The sequence below is a fragment of the Paenibacillus sp. PK3_47 genome, from assembly GCF_023520895.1.
In the GTDB taxonomy this organism is placed as follows: domain Bacteria; phylum Bacillota; class Bacilli; order Paenibacillales; family Paenibacillaceae; genus Paenibacillus_AQ.
Genome location: NZ_CP026029.1, coordinates 5,436,889 through 5,452,077 on the forward strand (window position 1 = coordinate 5,436,889; position 15,189 = coordinate 5,452,077).

15 protein-coding genes are annotated in these 15,189 nt (G+C 52.1%); 11 read left to right on the forward strand and 4 right to left on the reverse strand.

The annotated features are described in order from the left end of the window. Positions 1 to 62 precede the first annotated feature (62 nt). From C2I18_RS23575 to C2I18_RS23585, 3 genes are all read left to right on the forward strand, one after another. Positions 63 to 1,550: a protein adenylyltransferase SelO gene (locus C2I18_RS23575; RefSeq protein WP_249898153.1), complete on the forward strand. Its 1,488-nt coding sequence runs from the start codon at positions 63 to 65 to the stop codon at positions 1,548 to 1,550. A gap of 112 nt (positions 1,551 to 1,662) precedes the next feature. Then, a complete protein-coding gene (locus C2I18_RS23580; RefSeq protein ID WP_249898154.1) occupies positions 1,663 to 2,076 on the forward strand; it encodes a hypothetical protein in 414 nt (137 codons plus the stop codon). 143 nt (positions 2,077 to 2,219) lie between these two features. Then, positions 2,220 to 2,723: a DinB family protein gene (locus tag C2I18_RS23585; protein WP_249898155.1), complete on the forward strand. Its 504-nt coding sequence runs from the start codon at positions 2,220 to 2,222 to the stop codon at positions 2,721 to 2,723. A gap of 32 nt (positions 2,724 to 2,755) precedes the next feature. Here the strand turns inward: C2I18_RS23585 and C2I18_RS23590 are convergent, their stop codons facing one another. After that, complete coding sequence (locus C2I18_RS23590; RefSeq protein ID WP_249898156.1) at positions 2,756 to 4,465, reverse strand: ABC transporter substrate-binding protein; 1,710 nt, start codon at positions 4,463 to 4,465, stop codon at positions 2,756 to 2,758. A 113-nt stretch (positions 4,466 to 4,578) separates the two neighbouring features. On the opposite strand from C2I18_RS23590, the gene C2I18_RS23595 reads away from it, so the two are divergent. The 3 genes from C2I18_RS23595 to C2I18_RS23605 all read left to right on the forward strand — a co-directional run bounded on the left by C2I18_RS23595 (position 4,579) and on the right by C2I18_RS23605 (position 7,413). Continuing rightward, on the forward strand, positions 4,579 to 6,072 hold the full coding sequence (locus C2I18_RS23595; RefSeq protein ID WP_249898157.1) for a DUF4153 domain-containing protein: 1,494 nt from the start codon (positions 4,579 to 4,581) through the stop codon (positions 6,070 to 6,072). Positions 6,073 to 6,157: 85 nt separating this feature from the next. Next, entirely contained in the window at positions 6,158 to 6,856 is a 699-nt protein-coding gene (locus C2I18_RS23600) for a Crp/Fnr family transcriptional regulator (protein ID WP_249898158.1), read from the forward strand. A 35-nt stretch (positions 6,857 to 6,891) separates the two neighbouring features. Next, positions 6,892 to 7,413: a GrpB family protein gene (locus tag C2I18_RS23605; RefSeq protein WP_249898159.1), complete on the forward strand. Its 522-nt coding sequence runs from the start codon at positions 6,892 to 6,894 to the stop codon at positions 7,411 to 7,413. Positions 7,414 to 7,422: 9 nt separating this feature from the next. Here the strand turns inward: C2I18_RS23605 and C2I18_RS23610 are convergent, their stop codons facing one another. Next, positions 7,423 to 8,385, reverse strand: coding sequence for an NAD(P)-dependent alcohol dehydrogenase (locus C2I18_RS23610; RefSeq protein ID WP_249898160.1), 963 nt, complete (start codon positions 8,383 to 8,385; stop codon positions 7,423 to 7,425). Positions 8,386 to 8,500: 115 nt separating this feature from the next. On the opposite strand from C2I18_RS23610, the gene C2I18_RS23615 reads away from it, so the two are divergent. The 5 genes from C2I18_RS23615 (at position 8,501) to cysK (ending at position 13,709) form a co-directional block, all read left to right on the forward strand. Then, a complete protein-coding gene (locus C2I18_RS23615) occupies positions 8,501 to 9,073 on the forward strand; it encodes a Crp/Fnr family transcriptional regulator (protein WP_249898161.1) in 573 nt (190 codons plus the stop codon). Between the two features lie 94 nt (positions 9,074 to 9,167). Then, positions 9,168 to 10,292 (forward strand): SGNH/GDSL hydrolase family protein, encoded by a 1,125-nt coding sequence (locus tag C2I18_RS23620; RefSeq protein WP_249898162.1) that lies wholly within the window; start codon positions 9,168 to 9,170, stop codon positions 10,290 to 10,292. A gap of 224 nt (positions 10,293 to 10,516) precedes the next feature. After that, complete coding sequence (locus C2I18_RS23625) at positions 10,517 to 12,211, forward strand: methyl-accepting chemotaxis protein (RefSeq protein ID WP_249898163.1); 1,695 nt, start codon at positions 10,517 to 10,519, stop codon at positions 12,209 to 12,211. A gap of 214 nt (positions 12,212 to 12,425) precedes the next feature. Then, positions 12,426 to 12,719, forward strand: coding sequence for a hypothetical protein (locus C2I18_RS23630; RefSeq protein WP_249898164.1), 294 nt, complete (start codon positions 12,426 to 12,428; stop codon positions 12,717 to 12,719). A gap of 69 nt (positions 12,720 to 12,788) precedes the next feature. Beyond that, positions 12,789 to 13,709 (forward strand): cysteine synthase A, encoded by a 921-nt coding sequence (cysK, locus tag C2I18_RS23635; RefSeq protein ID WP_249898165.1) that lies wholly within the window; start codon positions 12,789 to 12,791, stop codon positions 13,707 to 13,709. A 26-nt stretch (positions 13,710 to 13,735) separates the two neighbouring features. Here cysK and C2I18_RS23640 read toward each other — a convergent pair whose 3' ends face one another. Continuing rightward, the gene (locus C2I18_RS23640; protein ID WP_249898166.1) at positions 13,736 to 14,239 is read right to left on the reverse strand and encodes a VanZ family protein; all 504 of its coding nucleotides are present in this window, start codon (positions 14,237 to 14,239) and stop codon (positions 13,736 to 13,738) included. Positions 14,240 to 14,257: 18 nt separating this feature from the next. Then, the gene (locus C2I18_RS23645; protein ID WP_249898167.1) at positions 14,258 to 15,127 is read right to left on the reverse strand and encodes a M15 family metallopeptidase; all 870 of its coding nucleotides are present in this window, start codon (positions 15,125 to 15,127) and stop codon (positions 14,258 to 14,260) included. Positions 15,128 to 15,189 lie beyond the last annotated feature (62 nt).

Genomic DNA, 15,189 nt, shown 5'->3' on the forward strand with positions numbered 1-15,189 from the left:
ACCAAGCCTAGCCGTAACAGTTAAATGAGAGTCAAAAAGGACGGAGTGCAAAGGAGTTTCTTATGACCGACGACAACAATAATAACCAGACAACTTCAAACACCGGCTGGAATTTCGATAACAGCTATGCCACTTTGCCGGAAGCAGCCTTTACGCTGCAAAAGCCGGTACCTGTCCGTGCGCCGCGAATGATTATTTTTAATGAATCGCTGGCTGAAAAGCTGGGACTCTCTTCAGAAGAACTAAAGAGTGAGGCCGGTGTTCCCATATTAGCGGGCAACCAGATTCCCGAAGGGGCCTTGCCGCTTGCCCAGGCTTATGCAGGTCATCAGTTTGGCCATTTTACGATGCTGGGGGACGGAAGGGCTGTGCTGCTTGTCGAGCAGATTACTCCGGACGGGGAACGTTACGACATCCAGCTAAAAGGCTCAGGAAGAACCCCTTACTCGCGGGGAGGAGACGGGCGTGCGGCGCTGGGACCGATGCTGCGTGAGTACATTATCAGCGAAGCTATGCATGGTCTCGGTATACCTACAACCCGCAGCCTGGCGGTGGTTGCCACAGGAGAACCGGTGATCCGCGAGACCCATCTGCCGGGAGCCATTCTGACCCGGATCGCCGCCAGCCATTTGCGTGTCGGGACTTTTCAATATTTTGCAGCGCGGGGTGTTGTCCAGGACCTCCGTACGCTTGCAGATTATACAATTAATAGACATTACAAGGATGCTCAGTCAGAGGAGAACCCGTATCTGGCACTGCTGCAGCGGGTGATCCGGCGTCAGGCAGAGCTTATTGCCAAATGGCAGCTGGTTGGCTTCATCCATGGCGTAATGAACACGGATAATATGGCAATTAGCGGACAATCGATTGACTATGGGCCGTGCGCATTCATGGACGTCTACGACCCGGCCACTGTATTTAGTTCTATTGACCGCCAGGGACGTTATGCCTACGGAAATCAGCCGGAAATTGCGGGCTGGAATCTGGCGCGCTTTGCTGAAACCCTGCTGCCGCTGCTGCATGAGGATGAAGAGCAGGCAGTCCGGATTGCTGAAGAGGCTGTCTCTGATTTTTATGAAATCTTTAATCGTAAATGGTTGGCTGGCATGAGGTCGAAGCTCGGGATTTTTAACGAAGAGCCTGAGGATGAACATCTGGTTCAGGAGCTGCTTACAGTAATGCACAACCACCGGGCAGATTATACCCATACTTTCCGCGCGCTAACTCTGGATCAGCCGGTGGAGACGGCTCTGAATGAAGCCCCGGAATTTACGGCATGGAAAAAACTGTGGCAGGCACGGCTCGGCAGACAGCAGCAATCAGCAGCTGATTCACAGCAGTTGATGCGGCACAGCAACCCTGCAGTCATTCCGCGTAACCAACGGGTGGAGGAAGCATTGGAAGCCGCTGTGGAGAGAGAGGATTACAGTGTAATGGAGAATCTGCTGAAGGTGCTTGCACGGCCCTACGCACACTCGCCGGAACAGGAAGAATACGCGGCAGTCCCTGCTGCATGCAATCAGCGTTACCGGACATATTGTGGAACTTGAGCTAATGTACTTCAGACCGTACTCTAACAGGGTGCGGTTTTTTGTTGTGCAGAAAGTTGAACAAGCGCGGACACGGGGATAGGTGGGCTGCCATAGATGGTGTATAAAAGGGGTGCCTCCCGGAATCAGCGGGAAAAGTCCCGTTGAATCGCTGGCAAACGGCCGCCGCACTGAAATCAACGGGAGAAATCCCGTTGAATCGCCGGCAAACGGCCGCCGCACTGGAATCAACGGGAAAAGTCCCGTTGGTTCGCCGACAAACGGCCGCCGCAGTGAAATCAACGGGAAAAGTCCCGTTGAATCGCTGGCAAACGGCCGCCGCAGTGAAATCAACGGGAGAAATCCCGTTGAATCGCCGGCAAACGGCCGCCGCACTGGAATCAACGGGAAAAGTCCCGTTGAATCGCCGGCAAACGGCCGCCGCACTGAAATCAACGGGAGAAATCCCGTTGAATCGCCGGTAAACGGCCGCCGCAGCGAAATCAACGGGAGAAATCCCGTTGAATCGCCATATAGCAGCCACTGAAACAGCAGAGGTTTCTTAGCTTTTAATATACTTTTATTAAAATCATCTTTTACCACCGCCTCAGCTATCCGCCTGTGATACACTGGGATCAATTGTTGCCTTTTATCAATATTGATAAAATCAAATTTAATGGAGGTATGTGGATGGAAACAATGTTCCGCTATAACTGGATGATCCGAGAGGAATGGTACAAATGGTGTGAACAGCTGAGTGAGGAGGAGCTCCTTAAGCCGCGTACAGGCGGTGTGGGCGGGATTCTGAAGACGCTTTTTCACATTGCGGATGTCGAGTGGAGCTGGGTTATGTGCATGGAGGGCAAACCGGATTTTGAAGAGGATTTTGCGGAGTACAGCAGCCTGCAGCAGGTGAGGGCATTAGATGCACGCTTCCGGCCTGAGGTGGAGCGGTTTGTCCTTGGCTGGCATGAGGGGCTGGAGCGGAACCTGCTGGAAGATCATTATAAGGCAGAAGGCGAACGCAGCCACGCATGGGGAGAAATTATGCGCCACATGATCGCCCACGAGATTCACCATATCGGGCAGCTGTCCGTATGGGCCAGAGAGCTGGGCAGAGCGCCTGTCTCGGCTAATCTGATCCGAAAAGGCCTGGCAGAGTTTCTCCCGGGCAAAGAATCAACCGTAGGGTAATGTATATAAAATGGCGTACTGGGCCAGACCCCTCACAGCGACGGAGGAAACCAGAGATGGCGCAGGTCCACCCAGCCCTGGCTGTTGAAGGTAACGCCCCGCACTGAGGGAAGATATGCCGTTTCGATCGGCTTCTCATATAGAATATGCAGCTGATGACCTCGGGTCAAATGGTCTTCAATAATCCTGAAGCCTTCTGCTCTGGCCGCAGCATCGGGCTCCCGTGAGATCAGCTTCAGCCTGCCTTCGATATCCGCGCGGATCCGGGGCTCCATGTGCTGGGAAAGCGTCAAATATAAATCGTACAGCCGGAGCTGTTCATCCTGATCGCGCAGCAACGAGAATACAATCAGGTCGGACTGCAGGCGGACAGGACCCTTGAATTCCTCTGGGGAGACCGGTAACACGGTACTTTCGTACCCGCTGCGGCCAAGCTTCTCCGCCACATAGCGGGCATCTCCGGCATACTGCGGAATTGTGGCAATCTGCAGGTTTACCTTTAAATCCGCAGCCAGCGGACTGTCTGACGTCAGAGGACTGTCTTTCGTCAGAGGATTGTCTATCGAGAGAGTCTCATCCAGGCAGGACAAAATATCAGCACGAAGCAGGGGATCACTCAGTGGTCCCTTTTTTTTGGTGTTGCAGGTGACAAATTTACGCACCGAGGACTCGGAATGAATCCGGCTCAAGGCGCCGGAATTTTCTGCAGACGGATTTGGAATGACATGAAAAGACGATCCCGTCCCTGCCGCAGGCAGCGTAATCCCCCAAGGAACATAAATGACCTCCACACGGTCGAGATGGGCCCGCCCCTGGAAATAGTAAGGAAACACCTCCAGCACACAGCAGTCATCATTCATCTCCACGACCTTGAAGGGACCTGTCCCTGCCGGCCGGCGTCCAAAGCTGCTCTCATCCTGATTCTCCAGATCACGGGGAACGATGGCAGCCCGGCTTGTACAGAGAAACGGAAGGAACAGCTCATTCGGCTGCTTCAGTTCAAAGCGGACGGTTAAGGCATTCAGGGCCTTCACCTTCCGGATTTCTTTGAATATAGAACTATAAAGTGTACGCTGCGAGGTTTTCATCATCCGCTCAAAAGAATACACCACATCCTCGGCAGTCAGCACGATGCCGTGATGGAACAGCACCTCTTTACGAAGATGGAAAGTCCAAACCGTGCGGCTCTCATCCGCATCCCAGGCATGGGCCAGGCCGGGAAGCAGCTTGTCCTGCTTGCTGCTCCGGCTGACCAGCCCGTCAAACACATGGCTGGATACAAAAGACTCCGCCTGCAGATTCATATACAGCGGATCAAAGGTGTGGAGCTGCTGGGTGACGGGCAGGCGCAGGGTATCAATCACTTTGTCGCTGCGGATTTCTTCATGATGTCCAAAGTAGGCCAGCAGCCAGCCCTGCAGCGTATCTTGAAGCGATGATGCGCGCGCATGACCGCGTATCCCTTCAAGAGCGCTGCTCATGTCTTTGCTGCTGATGGCCATCTTCATGGACTGCAGGGCAATCTCTTCGGCATCTGCCAGGAAGGCAAGCCGGGAGCGCCGCCCGCGGCCGCGGCTGGGTGTCCAGCGGATCCAGCCCTGCCGGGCCATTTTGCCGATGACATGCAGGGCATTGCGGTGCGTGCAGCCAAGAGTCTGTGCCAGTTCATCCAGAGTGACGGCAGCTTCCGGAGCTCCTCCATGCTGTGAATGCAGCTTCAAAAATTGGCTGTGCAGCTTCATCGAAGCCCGCCTCCTTTACAAAATAGGAAATTATCCGTAATTTCTTTCTCTTTTTCTTCTTATTTTATCAGCTAGAATCAGGATAAGAAAGCAAGGAAATGGAGGATATTACCATGGATAACAATCATGCTGCTGCAATGGGACCGGCCGGCCGGGCGCTGCTTGCCGCACTGCTGCTGGCTGGAGTACACCAGTATTTGTTCTGGGGCAAGCCGCCGGGCGTTTCTTATCCGCTTTTTGTATGCCTGTTCTATGCATTTATGCTGTACTTTGCCAAGGATAAGCTCCGCAGACAGACCTTGTTTGGCTATGTCTGGTTGGGGTCCATAGTTCTGCTGTCACTTACATACGGGCTGTTCAATAACTTTTTTTTCTACGGGCTTAACTTTCTCATGATTCCGGCGCTCATACTGCTGCATATGACTTATATGCTCAGCTACCGTAATCCTTCCTGGAGCAGCTTCAAGCTGATCGGCGCTGCAGCGGAACATTTTTTCGCCCAGGCGCCGCGGCATCTGCCGACGGTATTCAAGATCTTCCGCCGGCCTGGCGGAGACAGTGCCAAAAGCGAACGCAAGCAGGTGCTGATCAAAGTGCTCATCGGTCTTGCTGTCTCCTGTCCGCTGCTGATCATTGTGGTGTCACTTCTGTCTTCTGCTGACGGGGTGTTCAACCAGATGCTGAATAGCATTCCCGAGCTGCTGGATATGGTTTCCTTCGGTGAAGGCTTTACGCGCATCCTGTGGATTCTAGTGCTGGGGCTGGGAATGTTCGGATTTTTATGGGGGTTTGTCGACTCCAAGGCTTATGACTGGAATGTTCCGGTCCAGAAAGGGGATCCGGTCCCTGAACCCTTCACCTTTAACCTGGACCCGGTGGTCATGACAACCATTCTGACGGTGATCAATGCGGTTTATGTGTTGTTTGTATGCCTGCAGTTCACCTACCTGTTCAGTGCATGGGAGGGAATTTTGCCGGAAGGAAGCACGTATGCCGATTACGCACGAAGCGGATTTTTTGAGCTCATTCTGGTGACCGGTATTAACTTTGTTATACTGCTGCTGGCGCTGTACACTCTGGGTGCAGTGAAAACCGGGCTGCAAAAAGGAATCAACATTCTGCTCTACATTCTGGTTCTGTGCTCGATGGTGATGCTTTATTCCGCCTTTACCCGGCTTGCGCTGTATGAAGAAGCGTACGGTTACACCTATATCCGCTTTCTGGTGCATGCCTTTATGATTTTCCTGGGGCTTCTGATGGTGCTCACCGCAATCCGGATCAGCCGGGTGAAGTTTCCGCTCGCCCAATGTTATATTGTGCTTGGCATGCTGTCCTACGTGTTGATGAATTATATCGGGATGGATTCCATGATTGCGGACAAAAATATACAGCGCTACGAGGAGACGGGGAAACTGGATGCCGGATATTTAACGGGCCTGTCCTGGGAAGCCGTTCCGAAGCTGATTGAGTTCAGTAAGCAGCATGACGGGATGCTGGACAGCCAGCTGGCTGAAAAGCTGAAGCATAGAGGCGCAGAAGCCAAGTGGCCTTCATTTAATCTGGCGGAACACCGGGGCGAACGGGCGCTTGTGCGGTATTTTCAATAAATGCTTTTGAAAGATACGTCCGTATATGTTCTACTTAATGTATTGAAAATGCTTTAACAGTAGAGCAATAAAGGAGAAGTCAGTGATGCAGTCCATTATAGATATCGGGACCGTCCGCAGTCTTGCCGCGCAGAATGGTCTTACGGAGATGTTCACACAGGAAGTAATAGACGCTATGGAACTCCGGCGGTATGCCGACAGGGAGGCAGTCTGCTCGGTCGGTGACCGGCTGGAAGGGATGTTCATCCTTGTTCAGGGCAAGCTCAAAATTCATACCCTGCTGCCAAACGGTAAATCCATGCTGGTGCGGTTCGCCAGGCCCATGTCTGTCATCGGGGATGTGGAGCTGCTGCGCCAGTATCCGGTAAAAAATGAAGTCGAGTCTGTCGGCGACAGCCTGCTGCTGGTAGCAGGGCGCAAGATGCTGCTGAAGGAGATGGAAGAGAACACGGCGCTGCTGCGCTTTTTGCTGGGGGAGCTGAGCCATAAAATGTACACCCTAGGCCAAACCTCGGCGCTGAACCTCCTCTATCCGGTGGAGAACCGTTTTGCCAGCTACCTGATGTCCCTGTTTGCAGACACTGTAGGCGGCCACCGCGTGGAAGAGATCCGCACCTCAAGCCTGACGGAGACGGCGGATTTGCTCGGCACAAGCTACCGGCATCTGAACCGGATTGTGCACCGTTTTATCGAAGAGGGGATTATCGAACGCAAAAAGGGCCGCCTTAGTGTGCTCGACGCAGACAAGCTGGCCATGCTGGCGAACGGGAATTTGTATGAGTAAGGGGTGGTCAGGAGCAATAAGAGGGAGAGGTTTCAATGAAGGTCAGACTAAGCAATTATAATCCGGACTGGGCCAGGTCTTATCAGGATGAAGCTGATTTTCTTAAAACTATATTTACGGATGAAATTGTACGCTTTGAGCATTTTGGCAGCACTTCAGTGCCGGGCATGAAAGCGAAGCCTGTCATTGATATGATGTGTATAGTTAAAGACATTAACCGTGTGGATGTACATAACAATACCATGATTTCGCTCGGCTATGATGCAGCTGGAGAATGGGGGATTCCTGGCAGAAGGCTTTTCCGGAAGGGTGGAGAAGAAAGAACGCATCATATCCATTGTTATCAGACAGACAGCCCGCAAATTGAGCGGCATCTTATATTCAGAGATTATTTGCGAGCCCATCCGGAAGAAGCAGCAAGATACAGCCGGTTTAAGGAAGAATTAGCGGAACGGTTTGACCATACCAGCGAATACAGCCCTGCCAAAAAGACATTTGTGCTGGAGATGGAGCGGCTTGCATTGGCTTGGTACGATCAAACCGGGACAAATAAGTGACGGCTGACCTTAAAACTGAATAATCACATTCCCCTTCTTTCGTTCAGTCTCTACATATTTATGGGCATCCGGCAGCTGCTCCAAAGGATACCGGCGGTCGATCACGGCTTTCAGTGTCCCGCTGCTGGTGAGCTCCATGAGATACGTCAGATTCGCTTTATTTTGCATAAGCCCGGCCGTAGCCACAATAGCCCTTTTCCCTTTAAAAAGGGATGTCCACATCATTTGCATCAGGGTAGACATACGGGGTTCGGTAGTCAGATACATTCCGTTGGCCGTAAGCACACGCTTGCATTCTGGGAAAAAACGTTTGCCTACAGCATCAAAAATAACATCAAAAGCCTTATGTGTCTTCGTAAAATCTTCCCGGGTATAATCAATAACGAAATCTGCCCCTGCTGCTCTTACCAGACTTTCATTGGCACCGGAGCAGACAGCGGTCACTTCAGCGCCAAAGAATTTTGCCAACTGCACAGCGTAAATACCGACAGCTCCCGAAGCGCCATTGATCAGCACTTTCTGCCCTTTCCGCAGCTGAGCCTTATCTCTCAGAAACGTCAATGCAGTAGCGCCTCCATCACAGACGCCGACAGCCTCTTCAAAGGTAATGTTGTCCGGTATAACTGCAAGCGGGCTCTCTTCAGAGAGACATTTATATTCGGCGAAAGCCCCGAAGCTTTTGACGCTCATTCCCAAGACGCGATCCCCCGGCTTAAAATGCTTTACTTCCTCACCGACTGCTTCAACCACACCTGCTAATTCAGTTCCTCCTACAGCAAACTTTGGCCGGGACAGCCCGTATAACAGTTTGATCATAAACGGATTGCCTTGGCGGAAGGCACAGTCAGACGGCCCTACTGTGGCAGCTTGAATGCGGATGAGCAGCTCCTTGCTTCCTGGCGACGGTTTCGCGGTTTCTTGCAGGGTAATCACTTCCGGCGGACCATACGAATGTTGAACCATGGCTCTCATGGGTTTCCCCCTCCTAACGGTAATTTTACTGCAAATGGACATTTACAAGAGACCCCTGACGTAAGAAAATGGATAGAGAAGATGATAGCGGACAAGGAGATGAAGGCAAGGGACAATGAAAGACATTCTGTACAAATACATGTCGAGATGGACTTCGCTCAGCCAGGAAGATCAGCAGGCCATAGTGGATGAAATCCGTGTGGAGGAATTTACCAGGGGGACTGTTCTCTTTAGCCAGGGAGATCATCCTGCGGCATGCTATTTCATCTTGAAAGGCTGTGTAAGGCAGTATTCGATCGATGAGGATGGCAGAGAGGTAACGTCAAATTTTTATACCGAAGAGCAGGCCATCGCGATGTTTAACCAACACAAGGCGGATAAGTCATCGGAGTATACTTTTGTGTGCACAGAAGATTCGGTTATGGTCGTTGGCGCTCTGGATGCGGAACAGGACATGTACACCAAGCATCCTCAATTGGAATCCATGACCCGCAGAATGATCGAAGTTAACTTTAGCCAGGTCCAGGATGAATTTGCTGCATTTATCGCTTCTTCGCCTGAAGAACGCGTCAAGACTCTTCTTGTCAAACGCCCCTTTCTTATCGACCGGGTACCCCAACATCAGCTGGCCAGTTATCTCGGCATTACTCCGGAGTCGCTAAGCAGAATCAAGAAGCGGATCCAGTGAGATTTTATCTGCTAGGAATACTGTTATTGTAGGTATGGGGAGGTTGCCCTGCATTGACTTAAGTCAATTATTATTGAATATGGAGGATCAGCACATGAAGGATAACAACAATTTGCTGACTCAGACCCTGGCTGATGTGGAGCATGTAAAGGTGCACGGGAGAACAACAGGCTGCCTGGCTCCTTTGACTTTGTTCTGGACGGGGAGTGCTCTGGAGCTGAACCTTACGGGTACTGAGCTATGGGTAGAGATTGAGGCGGATTATGATTTGTACGAGCCGTGGATTTGCATGGAGATCAATGGGGTTCCGGTGAGCAGGCAGATGGTCACGGGAGGGCGGCGCTGGATTCCGTTATTTCGGGGCATGAGTGCAGATAAAGTGAAAAATATCCGGGTGATCACTGAAGTGCAGGCGATGAGCGGCGATCCTGCCTGCCTTTTTCAAATTCATGCGGTGAAATATGATGGAACATGTCTGCCTGTTCAGGAGCAGCCTTACAAAATAGAGTTCATAGGCGACAGCATCACCTCAGGTGAAGGAGCGATAGGTGCCAAGGAAGAAGAAGACTGGCTTCCGGTGTGGTTCAGCGCTGTGCAGAACTATACGGCGATGACGGCCAGATCGCTGAACGCTGAATACCGGGTGATTTCACAGAGCGGCTGGGGAGTGCTGACCGGCTGGGATAACAATCCGCAGATGAATATCCCCCAATATTATGAGCAGGTATGCGGCCTGCTGGCCGGGGAAAGAAATGAAGCTTTGGGTGCGAGGACTGCTTATCATTTTGAAGCCTGGCAGCCGGACGCCGTCGTGGTTAATCTCGGGACCAATGATGGAGGCGCTTTCTACAGCCCTGGGTGGAGGAACCCCGTGAGCGGGGAGATCCATAAGCAGCGGTTAAATGAAGACGGCACGTTTAACTCCGATGATTTGGCTGCCTTCGAGCAGGCCGCATGCAATTTTCTTATAAAGCTTAGGCAAAAGAATACACATGCGCATATCGTCTGGGCATACGGCATGCTTAGCATTCCGATGATGCCGGCAATTTACCGTGCCGTAGATGCGTACGTACGATTGACCGGTGACCGCAAAGTGTCCGTGTTTCAGCTCCCCAATATGACAGAGGACACAATGGGCGCAAGAAGTCACCCTGGCGTAAAGGCTCATGAGAAGGCTGCTGAAGCATTGACAGGGTATTTGAAAGAATTACTGGCCTAATAATATAACCTGACGTAAAAGTTATTTCTGCAAAACAGCGATAGTCGCGGACTTTGTTTACAGTCCCGGGATTACCGCTGTTTTTTGTTTTTCGGAATATTTTCAGCAAACGTTCAGTCCGGACTCAGCCCGGATTAAGGAGCGGACGTTAGAATCAAATCACAGACGGAGTGAAGCAAGGATAACAGCAGTATTGAATACATATAGACTCGGAGGTAACACCTATGCTCAAAGGAATTCGCGCAAAAATATTACTGGGCTTTGCCGCAGTCATTGCCGTTTTTATCGTGGCCATTGCCGGAAACATCCTGTTTCATGGTAAAGTAACGATGCTTACAGATGAGATTAACCGCAGCTACAGCAAGCTGTCGCTGGTACAGCAGCTTACGGACAACATCCGGCAGGCGGACGGGCTGGGTGCCAGGTACGTAATGAGTAATACCGAGGAGGAAAGAAATACATATCTCACTGCCTATGAAAGCATGGTTCCGGAAATACAGGACGCGGTATCAGCGCTCAAGGCTGCCGGACTGAATGAAGCGGAGCTTGCCGGGATCAGTAATCTGGAGACCGAGTGGAACAATTACCTGGCAGTTCTGGAAAGGGCCTTTGCATTAGCCAAGGAAGGGAATTTCCCGAATGCGCAAAAAGAATTCACCAATCTCTCCCTGGATACGATTATGGATTCCCAACTGGTATTCGAGGATACGCTGAATGGAGAGATCCTGACAGCGCAAAACGAGGCCGCTTCTCACCGCAGCTCCGCAACGGGGATCAGTTTTGGGGTAACGGCACTTTCCGTGCTGCTCGCTGCAGCAATTGCGCTGCTGCTGTCAGGCAGAATTATCCGGCCGCTCCGCGATGTGAACCGGCAGCTGCAGGAAATCGCCGATGGCGAGGCCGATCTTACCCGCAAGCTTTTGGTGCGTACAAAGGATGAGATCGGAGAGCTTGCCCATAACTTTAATAGGATGACCGCCAATCTGGGAGCCATCATCAGACAGGTAAGTCTTTCAGCCGACGGACTGTCGGCGTCTTCCGTCAAGCTGACCGCCGACAGCGGTATGACAGCAGGAGCTACGGAACGGATTGCCGGTATCATGAACACATTAGCTGCCGGCACGGACAGGCAAATGAACGACTTGCAGACAAATATGACCACCATTGCCGAAATGTCAGCCGGGATTCAGCAGATCGCCGTAAGCATGCAGGATATCTCCGAAGCCTCCGTGCGTTCCACTGAATCTGCGATTGCCGGGGACCACTCGCTAGAGGCGGCAGGGGCCCAGATGGAAGCGATCAGCCGTTCCATCCGCTTCTTGTCGGAGCAGGTCTTGGGCTTCGCGGACCGTTCCCGGGAAATTGGCAGCATGGTGGAGGTCATTAAGGGCATTACCTCACAGACAAACATGCTGGCGCTGAATGCGACCATTGAAGCGGCGCGGGCCGGCGAGCAGGGCCGGGGTTTCGCTGTAGTAGCGGACCAGGTCCGCAGGCTTGCTGAACAATCCGGTGAATCCGCGAACCTGATTGCCGCCATGGCGGCAGGGATACAGGCAGATACTGATCATGCAGTAAAAGTGATGAAGAACAGCATGGGCGAGGTGCAGAGCGGTACAGCAATTATTGAGCATGCCGGCCGGTCCTTCAGGGAGATCCGTGCCAGTATTGATACATTGGCCGGACAGGTGTATGAGGTGTCGGGTGCCGTGGAGGAGATTACTGCAGCTTCGGATGAGATTGTAGCTTCCATCCGCACGGTGACAGAAATCTCGGAAACGACGGCTGCCAACACGCAGCAGGTTACGGCGGCCTCCCGGGAACAGCTGGCCTCGGTGGACCAGATTGCTTCTTCAGCAAGTGCGCTGAGCAGCCTGGCACAGGGGCTGCAGGGGCTGGTGGCCCGGTTTAACATCTAATACACACGCAGTGATAGGGCTCCGCCGGTTCTGGCGGGGTTTTTTTAGATGATGAAAAATACAAAAAGAGAGAGATCTATAGAGAAATATCCGGCAGTAAGGGTAATGAACAGTAAGAATTTAGGTGTGAGCGCAATAAGAATGGACCGGGGAGGGGACATTAATTGAACGGTACAATAATGGCTTTTATTTAATCCGAAGGAGCGTGAACATAATGAGCGATTGGATCCAAAAGATTACAGATCAGTCCGGTGAGCTGACGGATGAGGAGACAGTGTCACTCAACAAGCTGCTGGCCTCTTATTTTGAAAGGCCGGTCTTGTTCACCGAGGAAGGGTTAGCTTCCTTTGCGGAAGAGGAACTGGAGATTATCCACGATACCATGAAGGGCCTTATTCTAACCAAAGCTTCGCTCGCGGACATTCAGAGCATCACCGGTAACCCGGAAATAGATTATCCTCAGGAAGTGTCGTTCGGCAGCATAGATAAGGCTCCTCCGGCACGCTAATCGACAAGTAGGAGGCAGTAGCGATACAATGGGTGATACATCCCTGCAAGGAATGAAGGAGGTACACCTGTGACATCACTGGTAGTGAACGATATAACAGAACTGATCGGCAATACGCCGGTTGTGCGGTTAAGCCGCTTGACCGGTCCCCAGGATGCGGAGCTGTATGTGAAGCTTGAAATGTTCAATCCCAGCGGCAGCGTCAAGGACCGGGCTGCGTATAACCTGATTCTGCAGGCAGAGCGGTCCGGGCTGCTGATGCCAGGCGGAACCATTATCGAGCCGACCAGCGGCAACACCGGCATCGGTCTGGCGATGAATGCGGCGGCAAAGGGCTACAAGGCGATTCTTGTTATGCCCGATAACATGACAAAGGAACGGATCAATATCCTGAAGGCTTACGGTGCAGAGGTAGTGCTGACACCGGCGGCGGAGCGGATGCCCGGGGCAATTGCCAAAGCGCTGGAGCTCGGGGAGCAGATTCCCGGCAGCTTTATTCCCCAGCAGTTCGAGAACCGGGCGAACCCGGACATTCACCGCACTACTACGGCTCCGGAAATTCTGGAGCAGATGGACGGCCGGCTGGATGTATTCGTAGCCACTTCGGGAACCGGCGGCACCATAACAGGGACCGGTGAGGTACTGCGGAACCATCTGCCGCAGCTTCGTGTTGTCGTGGTTGAGCCGCAGGGCTCCCCTGTGCTCTCCGGCGGACAGCCCGGCCCCCACAAGCTGGTCGGCACCAGCCCCGGATTTGTCCCTGCCATCCTGAACACGGAAGTGTATGATGAAATTGTTCAGGTGACAGATGAGAATGCGCTGGAAACCGTGCGCAGCCTGGCAAGCACAGAAGGCATATTAATCGGTCCTTCCGGCGGCGCAGCAGTATGGACCGCGCTGCAGGAAGCGCGCCGGCTGGGCAGCGGCAAGCGGGTGCTGTGCATTGCCCCTGATACAGGCGAACGTTATCTGAGCATGGGTATATTTTAAAGTGTAATGAAGAAAGGGACCGCCCGTCACGCCTGCGTGGCCGGACGGTTTTTTTTCAATGCATAGCCCAGCCTGAACAGTCCGTACCCCAGCAATGCTCCCGAAGTATTCAGAATCAGATCGTCCACATCAAAGGTTCCGATGGAGAACAACACCTGCGCACACTCCAGTGTCAGGCTTAATCCGAAGGCTTTGAACAATACTCCTATACCCGTAATTTTTTTGCTGCCGGATAGAAGCACCAGAAATATGCCATTCGGTATGAAGAGAGCTATATTCCCCGTTAAGTTGATCAGCGAATGTACTGTCATCCGGTCAAGCGTATTCAAGATCGTGGCCAGCGGAACAAAATTGGCCTGAGCCAGCCGGCCTGCTATTTGCTCCGGACTCCGCTGCAGCTGCTGCCACAGAAAAGCAAAGTCGATGTGGCCGAACTTAAATAAAATAATTTTAAATATTGCATACACGTACAGGGCAAACAGTGCCTGCAGAATGATTGTTGTGATTGTTTGCGCGGATGATGATTTCATTTCGTTACCCTCACTTTATCAGGAATGACCGGGGAACACCGTTACGATGACACCCTCCATGTTGTTGCCCGAAATCTCATAACGGCGGTCAGCCGGTACAGGGATAGACGTGTAGCCGGAGACGGGATAATAACTGATTTCGTAGGTTTTACCCGCAAGGGTTGCAGAAATGCTGCCTTCCCTGCTCAAATATTCCAGATACTCCTCAAGGGTAAAATTTTTCTGCTGCATAATCAGGCTGTGCGGCAAGCCGACATAACGGAAATGCCACGGTTCATAATGAATCCCGGTAATGGATACTTTGTCTTTGGGATACCGCAGAATGAACCCGTATTCCGCAGCATGGTCCTTCAGCCATGTTCCTTCAGGTGCGCGGCTCATTTCAGCTTCGGTTGATCCGATATCCAGCGATAATCCCAGATTATGTTCACTGTGTCCGGGCGGCAGAGCGTACTCCGCACCCTTGTCCTCATAGAGCTGCTGCTGTTCCGCCTCATCCCTGTACCCGCTGCTGATCATAAAATGCGTGACCCCGTCTTCGGCGGCAGCAGCTACCATTAATGCAAACTGCCGGGCTACGGATCGGGACAGCCTGACTGTAGTGTCGAACAGACCGTAACCCTGTACCAGCTCTTTCTGGTCCCATAGGTTGACTACATCAGGCTGAACTGCTCCTTTATGGATAGCATATTGTTTGTTGACCAGCAGCAGGCTGCCCTCATGGATCTGTTTCTGATCAATAACCCTTAGATTGGTCCCCCGGGGGTCAGACAACATCAGTTGCCCTTGTGTCCGTTCCCGCACCTCTGCGGTATATTCCGGTTCCTTATGTAAGACTTCATATCCGAGCAGCAGTATGATCACAAGCCAAAAAACCCACTTCTTCATCTCTCTTTCCTCCTTAACTGTGTCTACACAGAATAGGGGAAGCAGATTAAATAGAAGTGGGG

What these genes read in the sequence shown, in the direction of transcription:
- C2I18_RS23600 (WP_249898158.1), top strand. Translation starts at nt 6,158, where the DNA reads ATGCAGTCCATTATAGATATCGGGACCGTCCGCAGTCTTGCCGCGCAG.
- C2I18_RS23595 (WP_249898157.1), top strand. Translation starts at nt 4,579, where the DNA reads ATGGATAACAATCATGCTGCTGCAATGGGACCGGCCGGCCGGGCGCTG.
- C2I18_RS23625 (WP_249898163.1), top strand. Translation starts at nt 10,517, where the DNA reads ATGCTCAAAGGAATTCGCGCAAAAATATTACTGGGCTTTGCCGCAGTC.
- C2I18_RS23645 (WP_249898167.1), bottom strand. Translation starts at nt 15,127, where the DNA reads ATGAAGAAGTGGGTTTTTTGGCTTGTGATCATACTGCTGCTCGGATAT.
- C2I18_RS23640 (WP_249898166.1), bottom strand. Translation starts at nt 14,239, where the DNA reads ATGAAATCATCATCCGCGCAAACAATCACAACAATCATTCTGCAGGCA.
- C2I18_RS23615 (WP_249898161.1), top strand. Translation starts at nt 8,501, where the DNA reads ATGAAAGACATTCTGTACAAATACATGTCGAGATGGACTTCGCTCAGC.
- C2I18_RS23575 (WP_249898153.1), top strand. Translation starts at nt 63, where the DNA reads ATGACCGACGACAACAATAATAACCAGACAACTTCAAACACCGGCTGG.
- C2I18_RS23585 (WP_249898155.1), top strand. Translation starts at nt 2,220, where the DNA reads ATGGAAACAATGTTCCGCTATAACTGGATGATCCGAGAGGAATGGTAC.
- C2I18_RS23590 (WP_249898156.1), bottom strand. Translation starts at nt 4,465, where the DNA reads ATGAAGCTGCACAGCCAATTTTTGAAGCTGCATTCACAGCATGGAGGA.
- C2I18_RS23620 (WP_249898162.1), top strand. Translation starts at nt 9,168, where the DNA reads ATGAAGGATAACAACAATTTGCTGACTCAGACCCTGGCTGATGTGGAG.
- C2I18_RS23630 (WP_249898164.1), top strand. Translation starts at nt 12,426, where the DNA reads ATGAGCGATTGGATCCAAAAGATTACAGATCAGTCCGGTGAGCTGACG.
- C2I18_RS23605 (WP_249898159.1), top strand. Translation starts at nt 6,892, where the DNA reads ATGAAGGTCAGACTAAGCAATTATAATCCGGACTGGGCCAGGTCTTAT.
- C2I18_RS23610 (WP_249898160.1), bottom strand. Translation starts at nt 8,385, where the DNA reads ATGAGAGCCATGGTTCAACATTCGTATGGTCCGCCGGAAGTGATTACC.